The organism is Patulibacter sp. (assembly GCF_030655195.1).
GTDB lineage: Bacteria > Actinomycetota > Thermoleophilia > Solirubrobacterales > Solirubrobacteraceae > Patulibacter.
Window position 1 is genome coordinate 1 of record NZ_JAURWA010000043.1, and the last position, 11,106, is coordinate 11,106.

7 protein-coding genes are annotated in these 11,106 nt (G+C 75.1%); 3 read left to right on the forward strand and 4 right to left on the reverse strand.

Annotated elements, in window-relative coordinates; genetic code table 11:
* Nucleotides 1-89: 89 nt before the first annotated feature.
* Entirely contained in the window at nt 90-539 is a 450-nt protein-coding gene (locus tag Q7T67_RS04665) for an OsmC family peroxiredoxin (protein WP_304786493.1), read from the reverse strand.
* 809 nt (nt 540-1,348) lie between these two features.
* The gene (locus Q7T67_RS04670; protein ID WP_304786495.1) at nt 1,349-1,666 is read right to left on the reverse strand and encodes a hypothetical protein; all 318 of its coding nucleotides are present in this window, start codon (nt 1,664-1,666) and stop codon (nt 1,349-1,351) included.
* Between the two features lie 255 nt (nt 1,667-1,921).
* On the opposite strand from Q7T67_RS04670, the gene Q7T67_RS04675 reads away from it, so the two are divergent.
* Entirely contained in the window at nt 1,922-4,948 is a 3,027-nt protein-coding gene (locus Q7T67_RS04675; RefSeq protein ID WP_304786497.1) for an amidase, read from the forward strand.
* Nucleotides 4,949-5,325: 377 nt separating this feature from the next.
* Here the strand turns inward: Q7T67_RS04675 and Q7T67_RS04680 are convergent, their stop codons facing one another.
* Nucleotides 5,326-6,129, reverse strand: coding sequence for an MBL fold metallo-hydrolase (locus Q7T67_RS04680; RefSeq protein ID WP_304786499.1), 804 nt, complete (start codon nt 6,127-6,129; stop codon nt 5,326-5,328).
* Nucleotides 6,130-6,540: 411 nt separating this feature from the next.
* Between Q7T67_RS04680 and Q7T67_RS04685 the strand changes: the two genes are divergently transcribed.
* Nucleotides 6,541-9,195 carry a hypothetical protein gene (locus Q7T67_RS04685; protein WP_304786501.1) on the forward strand — a complete coding sequence of 885 codons (2,655 nt, stop codon included), beginning with the start codon at nt 6,541-6,543 and terminating at the stop codon, nt 9,193-9,195.
* Nucleotides 9,196-9,247: 52 nt separating this feature from the next.
* On the opposite strand, the gene Q7T67_RS04690 is transcribed toward Q7T67_RS04685, so the two are convergent.
* Nucleotides 9,248-10,123 (reverse strand): SDR family oxidoreductase, encoded by an 876-nt coding sequence (locus Q7T67_RS04690; RefSeq protein WP_304786503.1) that lies wholly within the window; start codon nt 10,121-10,123, stop codon nt 9,248-9,250.
* A gap of 346 nt (nt 10,124-10,469) precedes the next feature.
* Here Q7T67_RS04690 and Q7T67_RS04695 point away from each other — a divergent pair.
* A partial coding sequence (locus Q7T67_RS04695; RefSeq protein ID WP_304786505.1) for a DinB family protein occupies nt 10,470-11,106 on the forward strand: 637 nt, incomplete at its 3' end.

Here is an 11,106-nt window from a genome sequence, read left to right on the forward strand (position 1 = left end):
GCCGGCGGCGGGCGCGCGGCCCGCGACGCCGGCGGGCACGCGACCCGAGACGCCGGCGGGCACGCGGCCCACCGGTTCGCCGCGGTCGCTCAGGCGGAGAGCGTGGCCTTCAGCGTGATCTCGGCGTTGCCGCGGAGGACGTTGGAGACGGGGCAGGCCTGCTCGGCCTCGTTCGCGAGCTTCTCGAACTGCTCCTGGTCCAGCCCGGGGACGTCGCCGTTGACCGTCAGCTCGCTCTTCGTGATCGCGAAGCCCTCGCCGGCCTTGTCGAGCGTCACCCGCACGTCGACGTCGAGCTTGGTCGGCGGCGTGTCGTTCTGCGACAGGACGTTGGAGAACGCCATCGCGTAGCACGTGGAGTGCGCGGCGGCGATGAGCTCCTCCGGGTTGGTCTGGCTCTTGTCCTCGGCGTCCGCGCGCTTGGTCAGGCTGACGGGGAACGGGCCCCCGGCCTGCGAGCTGACGAACGTAGTGGTGCCACCACCCTCGGCGGCGGTCCCCTGCCACTCGGTGCTGGCCTTGCGGAATGCGACGGGCATGTGTGCTCCTCGATGGTTGCTTGGTGAACCGTTACCCGGGTCGGGGGACGGCAACGCATGCGAGCGCCCGGCGCAGGGCGGACGGTGCCGCGCGCCGGCGGGTCGGCGGAGGGTCGGCGGGCGCTCGGACGGGCCGGAGGGCGCAGCATCCTCCGCAGTGGCGTGCCTGCCGATCCCTCCTGCGACGCGGACGTCGGGGAGCCCGTCGCGTCGCCGGGCCGCCGGAGCCCGCGCGCCGTGCGTGCGTCGATCGCCGATCGGCCGACGGCATGGGCCGCATTGGCGGATTGCGCACGCCTGGCGTGCGTCAGGTGCCGATCGGCCGTCGGCGTCGGCCGCGCTGGCGGATCGTGCACGTCTGGCGTGCGTCAGGTGCCAACCGGCCGTCGGCGTCGGCCGCACTGGCGGATCGTGCACGCCTGGCGTGCGTCAGGTGCCGATCGGCCGTCGGCATGGGCCGCATCGGCGGATCGCGCACGCCTGGCGTGCGTCAGGTGCCAACCGGCCGTCGGCGTCGGCCGCACCGGCGGATCGCACACGCCTGTCGTGCGCCAGGTGCCAACCGGCCGTCGGCGTCGGCCGCACCGGCGGATCGCGCACGCCCGGCGTGCATTAACCGCCGATCGATCGTCCGCGTCGGCCGCACCGGCGGATCGCGCACGCCTGGCGTGCGCCAACCGCCAATCGATCGTCCGCGTCGGCCGCACTGGCGGATCGCGCACGCCCGGCGGCGAGCCGCTCGGGCACGACATCGGAGCCGTGGGACCGGTCGCCGTCCCACCGGGCGGGGCCACGCCGGGCCCGGCGGATCAGAGCGCCGCGCGCGGGTGCCGGGCCGTGGCGGCCCACACGACGGCGCCGACGGCGACGCTGACGAGGATCACCGCCGGCCACGACTCGATGGCCTTGCCCAGCGGGTGCGACAGCCCGAACGCCACGAGGTAGACGACGACGAGACCGAGGGCGACCCCGAGTCCGCGGGTGCGGCGCCATTCCAGGCCGCACCACAGCGCCGCGAGGAACAGCACGATCCCGCCGAGCGGCCGCACCCCGGTGACGTCGGCGACCGCGAACCCGAGGACGAGCGAGAGCGGGGCGATCAGCCAGGTGGGGTGGGGTCGCGGCACCCGACGATCGTAGAGCGCACGCGTCCACGCGGGCGTCGCCGAGGATCCCGGCGCTGGAACGCGCGCTCCAGGAACGTCCGGTCGCTGCAGATCCGTGGCGCATCATGACTTCCAGTTGTCCAAACACGCCACGGATGTGTCGGCCCTACACCAGCCCAATCGCGGTCGGGTGGTCAGAAGAATCGGCGCCCGGCGGCACGTCGTCGCCGACCTCTCCCGCCGCGCGGCCCCGCGCCGCCCCACGCAAGGAACCCCGTGTCCACTCGATCACCCCGCTCCCGCCGTCGCCGCACCGCCGTCGCCGCAGCCGCCACCACGTCCGTCCTGGCGGCGCTCGCCGTCGTGCCGCAGGCGTCGGCCATCAACTACGTGTCGTCGCAGAACGGCGAGAGCTGGGCCGTCAACGACGCCGCGATGCCGGGGGTCGACACCGGGTCGATCCGCGGGACGAACCAGAGCTCGCTCCTCGGCTACGGCGGCATCCGCGTCAGCGTCTCCGGCACGCGGAAGGACCGCCTCGACGGTGAGCTCCTCCGCGGCTTCGGCATGACGTTCGACGGGTTCGACACGTTCACGACCAAGACGCCCGTGCGGATCTCGGGGATCGACGTCAGCCGCCACCTGAAGATCCAGCGCACCGCCAACTGGGCGCGCTTCGTCGACTCGTTCACGAACCGCACCTCGGCCCCGGTCACCGTCGACGTCTCCTTCGGCGGCATCCTCGGCCAGAGCAGCGACACCAACCCGGCGTTCCAGGCGTCGAGCGCGAAGGTGCTCACGACCTCCAGCGGCGACACGACCATCTCCAACGCCGACTCGTGGGTCACCGTCGGCACTCCGACCGCCGCGGCCGCCACGCCGACGTCCGGTCCCACCCAGAACGGGACGTCCGCGACCGTCATCGGCACGCCCGGGACCGCCCTGGCGGGGTCGCTCCTGCGGCCCGCCAACCAGCTCCGCGACCCGTTCTCCAACGTCCTCGCGCTGACCGGGCACGAGTCGAACTTCCACGGCTACCTCCGGCGGATCACGCTGCAGCCCGGCGAGACGCGGTCGATCGCGCACTTCGTCGTCATCGGCCTGCGCGACACGGCCCAGACCGCCGGTGCCCAGATCAGCGCCACACGGACGGCCGCCGCGAACCTCGCCGCCGCTCCGGACTTCACCGGGATCCCGACGGCCCAGCTCTGCACGCTGGCCAACTGGAACCTGGCGGCGGTCGACGCCGCGCTGCCGGCGACGTGCGCCACCGCGCAACCGCCGCAGCCCGAGGCCGGCGCCGTCGAGCAGGTCCCCGTCACGAGCTCGCCCTACGACGTGGTCGGCAGGACGCTCACCGAGCTCCAGGCCGACATGCGCTCCGGGAGGACGACCTCCCAGGAGATCACGCGGGCCTACCTCGACCGCATCGCCGCGTACGACCAGGGGCAGCGCGGCCTGCACTCGTTCATCCACGTCGCCGACGACGCGATGGCCCAGGCGAAGGCGGCCGACGTCGCCCGCGCCCAGGGCCGCGACACCGACCTGCTCGGCATCCCCGTCGCCGTCAAGGACCTCTACGACACCAAGGACCAGCCGACCACGAACGGCTCGCTCGTCTTCGAGGGCTTCCGCCCGACGAAGGACGCGTTCCAGGTCGCTCGCATGCGCGCCGCCGGTGCGGTCATCCTCGGCAAGGCGAACATGTCGGAGTTCGCGAACTCCGGCCGCCACTCCGAGAGCCCGTGGGGCCAGGTCTGGAACGCGATCAAGCCGTCCGCCACGTCGCAGGGCTCCTCCGGCGGCTCCGGCGTCGCGGTCGCCGCGAGCTTCGCGGCGTTCTCGATGGGGTCCCAGACCGGCGTCTCGCTGAACGCCCCGTCGGGCGCCAGCTCGCTCGTGGCGCTGCGCGGCACGGACGGCATGAGCTCGGGCTCGGGCGTCATGCCCCTGAACTTCCTGCAGGACTACGCCGGCCCCCTGGCCCGCTCGGTCTCCGACCTGGCGACGGTCCTGAACGTCACGACGGGCACCGACCCGGAGGACGAGGTGACCGCCCCGGCCGACGAGAAGCGTCCGGCCGATTGGAAGACCGTGCTGGACCCCGAGGCGTTGAAGGGCAAGCGGATCGGCATCGTCGCCGACACGTTCACGTCCACGAGCTACGGCACCCCCGGGTCCCTCGCCGTCGCCAACGCCGCGCTCGACGAGCTGCGGGCGATGGGCGCGGAGATCGTGCCCGTCCCCGCCGCACCGGGTGCGCCGGCGACCATCCCGACGCCCGGCACCTCGACCGGCACGGAGGGCTGGGCCCGCTGGCTCGACGCCCACCCCGAGGCCCCGTACGACACGCCCGGCCAGATCCAGGACTCGCAGAGGAAGCTGCCCTACAACCGCTCCTCGTCCCCCGCACCGACCGGCCGGATGACGCAGCAGCAGGTGGCCGCCCAGCGCGACCGCCGCCTCGAGTACAAGCAGCGGATCAAGGACTGGATGGACGGGATCGAGAACGGCGCGACCGTGCGTCCGAGCGTCGAGGCCGTGATCTACCCGAACAACACCTCGGACTTCCACGACAACGACTCGCTCGCCCTCGGCGGCGCGTTCGCGACCGCCCCGTCCTCGAACGCCGGCGCCCCCGAGGTCATCGTCCCGATCGGCGAGAACGACCACGGCCACCCCGTGTCGCTGCAGATCCAGGGCCGTGCCTGGGACGACCCGAAGCTCGTCGGCTTCGCCTACGCGATCGAGCAGCGCCTCAAGGGCCACGTCGAGCCGACGCAGCTCCCGCCGCTGAAGTACGACGAGGACGCCCGGCCCACGCCGATCGTCATCGAGCCGGAGAAGGCGCCCCAGACCGCGCCGACGGCCCCGACCCCGCCGTCGAACCTGACACCGGGCGGTCTGAACCCGCCGGGGACCCCCGCTGCACCGGCGACGCCGGCCACGCCCGCGAGGCCCCCCGCAGCCGCGAAGCCGGTCGCCCGGAAGGTCCGGGTGACCTCGCGGACGCTGCGGGCGAGCCGCACCGGTCGCGTGTCCGTCCCGCTCTCCTGCGCGAAGGGCGCGGCGTCGTCCTGCCGGGTGCGCGTGACCATCCGCCGGGCCGGCGCGACGCTCGTGAACCGGACCATCACCGTGCGAGCCGGCCGGACGACGACCCTGTCGTTCACCACGAAGGGCACGCTGCGGCGCAGCCTGCAGCGCGGGTCGAAGGTCGCGATCAAGGTGTCGCTCCGCGGGTCGTCCGGCACGACGTCGGTGCAGCCGGGCACCGTGACGGTGCGCGGCACCAAGCGGTAGCCGGCGGACCGGGCTCCGTCGCCCGGGCGCGCATGGCGCCCGGGCCCCGCGCGGCGGGCCGGCCGCCGCGGGCGTGCGGCCGGTCACACCCGCTGTCCAACACGGCGCCGCCCGCTTCGGGACGCTCGTCCGAGGTGGGCGCGCGGCCCACGTCGCATCATGCAGATGGGTCATGCGCCTCGCGGTGCACCCTCTCTCCTCGGGCCCCGGCGATCTCCCGATCGCCGGGGCCCTGCTCCTTCCGGGACCGGCTCGCGACGGACGTCCCGCCCGCTGCGCGACGCCGGATCCTCTCGGACCGGGTCCGGGTCCGGCGGGTCCGGCGCGCCGACCGCCCGGTGGTCGGCCGGCAGCTCCGTCGCCGCCCGCCCCGCCCGTCAGTCCATCGGCGCGTCGGCCGCACGCTCCAGCCGCTCGCGCAGGTCGACGCCGCGGAGCGGGCCCAGGTGGCCCGGGACGATGGTCCGCGGGTCCAGGGCGGCGAGGGCGCGCAGGCTGCGGCGCGCCTGCTCCGTGTCGTGGTTGTAGGCCCGGACCGGCAGCGCCGGTGCCTGCGGCCGACCCCACATGTCGGTCATGTAGAAGGCGTCGGAGACCAGAGCCAGGCGGTCGGAGGACCGCCAGAGGCCGATCAGACCCGGTGCGTGGCCCGGGAGCTCGACGACGTCGAACCCCGCGATCCGGTCGCCGCCGCGGACGCTGCCGGTGATCTGGACGCGCCCGCCGTCCCAGACGTGGTGCATCGCGGCGTGGAACCGCCGGACCGCCGGCGGCAGCAGCTCCGGACGCCAGTACTCGCGGCCACCGTCGCCCTCGGCGTAGGGCAGCGCGTCGGGGTGGCACTCGACCGGGATCGCGCCGCGGCCGGCCGCGGCGATCGCCGGCGCCCCGCCGCGGTGGTCCGTGTCGCCGTGGCCCAGCACGACGCGCGAGATGCCGCCCCGCGCGCGCCCGGCCTCGAGGATCGCGGGCGCCATCCCCTGCTCCCCGGTGTCGAAGACGACGACGCCGGGGCCGTCGGGGTCGTCGATCAGGAGCACGTTCATCGTCCGCGTCAGGCCGCCTCGCAGCAGCTCGACCCCGTCGGCGACGCGGACCGGCGGGGATGCCACCACCCGGTGCAGGAGGTGACGGGGATCGCGGGGACGGGCCCGGCGGGTGCCGGTGGCGCTCGTGCTCATGCGGCGCATGCTCGCCACCGAGCGGACAGGTCGTCAAGCGGCGGGCAGGTCGTCGAGCGGAGGGCAGGTCGTCAAGCGGAGGACAGGTCGTCAAGCGGAGGGCAGGTCGTCAAGCGGAGGACAGGTCGTCGAGCGGAGGACAGGTCGTCGAGCGGAGCGGACGGCGCCGGCCACCCGCAGACGGGGCCGTCCCGCGGCCGGCCGGCGCCCGCGCCCGATCGGCGAGGGCCGGGCGACGGGATCCCTCCCGGGGTCCAGATCGCCGGTCCCGACCTTCGACACCCGGACGATCGGGGGGTCGGTCGCCCGCTGCCACGATCCCTGGGCGCCGACCGGTCGCCGGCGTGTCGTCCCCCGCTCCTGTCGCGGCCCCGACACCCCAGGACGATGCACCCCTTCCGACGATCACTCGTGCTGCTCGCGACGCTCGGGGCCCTTCTGGCCTCGACCGGCGTCGCCTCGGCCGACACCACCTTCCCGTCGACCACGATCGCGGACCCGACGGTCAACGGGCCGTACGGCTCGCTGCGGGCGGAGTTCGACTTCAGCACCTACGCCGCCGCCGGGATCGCGGACACCGACGGCGACACCAACGTCAGCCCGACCGACAAGATCACCGTCGGCGTGAGCGGCCGGCCCGCGATTCCCGCGTCGGGGACCACCCCGGCCGTCCCCGCCGTCGCCCCGCAGCTCCTCGACGCGCGCCTGGCGGGCGACATCCACCTGCCCGCCGGCGGGAGCGGACCCTACCCCGTCCTCGTCTTCGTCCACGGCAACCACTCGACCTGCCAGAGCCGCCTCGCCGAGTACGGCCTGGCGACGGACCCCGGCGCGCTCTTCGCCGCCTACTCCGGCGGGACGTGCACCTCGACCCCCGCCGCCGCCGACGAGGCGCTCGAGATCGACGCCGCCCGGTCCTACCAGGGCTACGACTACCTGGCGGCGAAGCTCGCGACCCAGGGCTACATCGTCGTCTCGCTCGACGTCAACGACATCACCGCCTGGTCGAACAACGCCAACCGGGGCGGGTACCTCGGGCGGACGCAGCTGATGAGCCGGGCGCTCGACATGGTCGAGGGCTGGAACACCCACGACGGGCCCAACGGCATCGGCGGCCTGCTCAAGGGCCGTGTCGATACGAGCCGCGTCGGCGTCATGGGGCACTCCCGGGGCGGCGAGGCGGTCAACCTCTTCGCCGCCTACAACGCCAGCCGGCCCAGGACGGCGGACGAGGCCGCGAGCTGGAAGCTCGACTACGAGCCCGCGGGCTCGCCGCTGACCGCCGCCAACCCCGACTTCGGAAAGCGGTATGCGCTGAAGGCGGTGTTCTCCCTCGCCCCCGTCGACGGTCAGGGCGCGCTGCAGCCGGAGTTCCAGGACGTCGCCTTCGCCACCGCGCTCCCGGCCTGCGACGGTGACGTCTTCAACCTCCAGGGCGCCCCCGTCTTCGAGCGCAACCGCCGCCGGATCTCCGCCAGCGGCCATCCGGCGATCCAGTTCACGGTGCAGGGCGCCAACCACAACTTCTTCAACACCGTCTGGACCAACGACGACGCCAACCTGTTCGGCTTCGGCGATCCGCACTGCAACGTCAAGGTCGCCCCGACCCGCCTGACCTACCCGGAGCAGAAGCGGGTCGGCGTCGTGATGATGGGCGGCTTCCTGCGCCGCTACGTCGGCGACGAGCGGCAGTTCGACCCGATCGTGCGCGGCGAAGGCGTCCCGGCCTCGATCTGCCCGGACGAGGACCCCGCCGGCGACGGCGCCCCGGTCGGGATCACCTGCCGGAACGTGCTGCAGACCGCCTACGTCGCGGCCGCCCCCGACGTGCGCCCGCTGCTGGATCCGACCACTGCGGGCCCGGCACCTGAGAAGACGCCGACGGGCGAGGCCGTCTCCTACACCGGCTTCACCGCCGCGCCGACCGCCTGCGTCCCTAGCGTCCTCGTGGTGACCACGACGGGCTGCGGCGCGTCGCCGAACCGCTCCCCCACCGCGCAGCTGACGCTGTCGTGGGCCGGGGCGGCGTCGCTCGACGTGGCGCTCGGTGCCTCCGGCCAGGACGTCTCGGCGTTCCGGACGCTGACGTTCCGGGCCGGGGTGAACTTCCTCAGCCCGCTCAACCCGCCCGACCAGGAGCAGGTCGCGCTCGTGACGCTGAAGGACGCGTCGGGCCTGTCCCGGACGGTCCGGAGCGACCGGTACTCGTCGGCCCTGCAGCCGCACCCGGGCACGACCGCCCGGAAGGAGCTGCTCTCGAGCGTGCGGATCCCGTTGTCGGAGTTCACGGGCCTCGACCTGACGAAGGTCGTCTCCGTGTCCCTCGGGTTCGGCGGGGCGACGCCGACCGGCGAGATCCAGCTGACCGGCCTGGCGTTCCAGGAGCCGAAGGCGGCCGTCGCCTCCGTGCCGGGAGGCCCGACGGGCCCCGCGGGTCCGGCCGGGCCCTCGGGCGCCGACGGGGCGACCGGCCCGGCGGGACCGTCCGGCCCGACCGGGGCGACCGGCCCCGCCGGACCCAGCGGCCCCTCGGGCGCGACCGGACCGGCCGGGGCCGACGGGGCGACGGGGACCTCGGGCGCCGCGGGGGCGACCGGATCCACCGGTCCCACGGGCCCGACCGGGGCGACCGGACCTGCGGGACCGGACGGGGCCGGCGGCGCGACCGGTGCGACGGGCCCGGGCGGCTCCGCCGGCGCGGACGGCGCACCGGGTGCCACCGGTGCGGCGGGCCGGACGTTCCTCTCGGTCCGGCTGCCCGCCACGCGGACGATCCGCCTGGCGGCGGGCTCGCGCGGCATCCCCCTGCGCGTCCGCTGCGCCACGGCGTGCCGCGCGACGGCGACGGTGCGGCTGACGGCCACGGTCGCCCGCAGGCTCGGCCTCGGGGCGACGCTGACCCGGGCGAACGTCCGGCTCACCGGCGGACGCGCGCGCTCCGTGGCGCTGCGGCTCTCCACCCCGATCGCCCGCAGGGTCCGCGGGCAGCGGGTGCGGGTGACCATCACCGCGAGGGACGCGGCCGGCGCGACCGCCACGAGCACCCGCACGGTGCGGCTGCGCTGAGCGTGCCCTCGGCCCCCGGTCCCGCCGTGCGCGGGGCCGGGGGCCGTCGAGGTCAGACCTTCGCCGTGGGCTGCGGGCTGCCGGCGGCCGCCTCCCGCTCGCTGCGGGCGATCGAGGCCAGGAGCCGGGCGGCGCCCTTGCGGGCCTCGCGGCGGAACAGCGGCGGGACGAAGCGCTTGACCGCCCACGCCACGGCGCCCTCGCGGTCGGTGAGGATGAGGAAGCGCCCCGCCTCGACGCCCTTCTGGATGCGACCGGCGATGACGTCGGCGGGCACGTCGCTCTGGGTCACGAGCTTCTCCATCGTGCGCCGGACCGCCTCGTCCGGCGTGCGGAAGCTGCCCGCGAGCCCGGTCTTGAAGAACGTCGGGCAGACGACCGAGGTCGTGATCCCCGCGGGCTCGAGCTCGTGGCGGAGCGTCTCCGACAGCGAGACGACCCCGGCCTTGACCACGTTGTAGGACGCCATCACCGGCGGGTTCAGCAGGCCGGCGGCCGAGGCGATGTTCACCAGGTGACCCGAGCCCTGCGCGCGCATGACCGGGACGAACGTGCGGCAGCCGCGGACGACGCCCATGAGGTTGATCTGGAGGATCCAGTCCCAGTCCTCGATCGGCAGGTGCTCGAAGCGGCCGCCGGTCGCCACGCCCGCGTTGTTGACGAGCACGTCGAGGCCGCCCCAGGCGTCCGTGACCCAGTCGCGCGCGGCCTCCCAGTCGCCGTCGTCGCGGACGTCGAGGACGCGTGTGGCCAGCCGCTCGCGCACGCCCGCCCCGGCACCGGCGGCGATCGTCTCGACGGCGGCGTCGAGCGCCCCCTGGTCGAGGTCGGTCAGCAGCACGCGACGGCCGTCGCGGGCGTAGCGGGTCGCCAGGGCCAGGCCGAGGCCGGATGCGGCGCCGGTGATGAGGATGCGCTGGTCGGTCATGCGGGGTCCCGTCGGTCGTTCTGGTGCCGCGGGGAGGGTCCCGGTCCGGGAGCGGCGGCCGGGGAACGCTACCGCGGGTCGGATCTCGCGGCGAGCTCCCGGGGACCCGTGCGCGGTCGACCGCTCGCGGGCCGGGGCACCGCGTCGCCCGTCGGGCTCGACGTCGACCGTGCCGGATGGGACCATGCGGGTGCGGGTACGAGCCCGTCAGATCGTCGGCCCCATCGCCCGCACCGGTCCCCGGCCGGGTGTCCGGTGGGTCCGGCACCACCCTGGTCCTGCCTGGTCAAGCGCCCCCGCGTGGCGTCGATCGGCGGGGCCGCCCCGAGATCCCCGGAGCCTCTCCGTGAGCACCGCCCCCTCCCAGCGCGCCGACGACCACGACGACCGGGCCGGCGGGCCCGGCCCCGCCGCCGTGCGCGGCGTCCCCGGTCCCGTCGCGGCCCTGCGCTCCCCGCTCCCCGCGGACCCGCTGGAGGCGCTCGCCGCCGTCCGCGAGCGCACGCGCATCCTCGTGGGCGACCTCACCCGCGACGAGCTCGAGACCCAGATCGACCCGCTGATGAGCCCGCTGGTCTGGGACCTCGCGCACATCGCGGCGTACGAGGACCTGTGGCTCGTCCACCGCCACGGCGAGCGGCCGCTGCTGCACCCGGAGCTGGCGGCCCTCTACGACGCGTTCGAGACGCCGCGCCAGGCCCGGGGCGACCTCGAGCTGCTGGACGTCCCTGCGGCCTGGGGCTACATGGACGAGGTCCGCGCCCGCGTGCTCGACGTCGTCGCGGAGCGCGGCGTCGACGACGTCCTGTTCGAGCTCGTCCTCCAGCACGAGCTGCAGCACACCGAGACGATGCTCCAGGCGATGCGCCTGGGCGGGCTGACGGGGTGGCTCGGCGAGCTGCCCGGTGGCGTCGGCACCTCGACGAGCACCGCCGGCGAGGCCGCGGTGCACGCTCGGGCGGGCCGGGACGGCGCGGCGCGGG

What these genes read in the sequence shown, in the direction of transcription:
- Q7T67_RS04680 (WP_304786499.1), bottom strand. Translation starts at nt 6,129, where the DNA reads ATGAGCACGAGCGCCACCGGCACCCGCCGGGCCCGTCCCCGCGATCCC.
- Q7T67_RS04690 (WP_304786503.1), bottom strand. Translation starts at nt 10,123, where the DNA reads ATGACCGACCAGCGCATCCTCATCACCGGCGCCGCATCCGGCCTCGGC.
- Q7T67_RS04665 (WP_304786493.1), bottom strand. Translation starts at nt 539, where the DNA reads ATGCCCGTCGCATTCCGCAAGGCCAGCACCGAGTGGCAGGGGACCGCC.